We start from the raw sequence: 768 nt of genomic DNA on the forward strand, positions 1-768 counted from the left end.
CGCCGCGTGTGCTGGCGGCGGGGGAAGTACTCGATGAGGAGACGTTGACATCGCTTGACGCTGTGGCGTTCGTGTTCTCCCCGTACCGCGTGACCGGTTCTGGCAGTTGGTTTCATCCAGCACAGCAGCGGCAGATGATCACGATTTACAACCTGTTGCCCAATGGCACGAAAGGCCCGTGGTGCGCCCGGCAGGGAATCCAGTATCTCAATATCAAGCGTTGGGCCCGCGCACTGCAGAAATCGAAAACCGTGGACGACGGCCTTGACGGCGTCGAGCGCGCCAAACACATGGCTGATGCTGCCTACCTGGGCAAACCTAGTGCGGAGTACATCCGTGAGGTTGTCGTCGAGTACGGGTTAGTGCCGTATGGCCAGAAAGAAGCCTGGTTGGTGGCGCATGGACTTGCTGGTCACACCGTGCGACGCTGGACAGCAATGGTGGCTGACGGTGATCTGCCAACACGCACAAGACCAAGGAGGGTTGGAACGTTGACGATGGATGAATGCGCCGAAATTCAGCAGCTGCGCAAGGAGATCTCCGCGCTGACGCAGGACAAACGCAAGCTCGAACTCGATGCCAAACGCCGTGAAGAAGCAATGCAGCGTGCCTTAGATAAGGCGACGGAAAGGGCAGAGCGGGCTGAACTGGCCACTGATGTGTTGGGAAAAGCTTTAGCGACCATGCCAGGAGCACCTGGCGTGGACTCAAACGCGGAGGAAAAGTCCTCACCGACGCCCAACAACGCCTCTACGAGCAAGGCCGGCA

At 59.0% G+C, this 768-nt stretch carries 1 protein-coding gene; it reads left to right on the forward strand.

Going from position 1 to position 768, the window contains the following annotated elements:
- Nucleotides 1–44: 44 nt before the first annotated feature.
- Nucleotides 45–768, forward strand: a 724-nt coding sequence (locus MHY23_RS11840; RefSeq protein WP_239307708.1) for a hypothetical protein, incomplete at its 3' end; no start/stop codon positions are given.

This window comes from Corynebacterium sp. ACRQP, from assembly GCF_022345915.1.
Classification (GTDB): Bacteria; Actinomycetota; Actinomycetes; order Mycobacteriales; family Mycobacteriaceae; genus Corynebacterium; species Corynebacterium lehmanniae.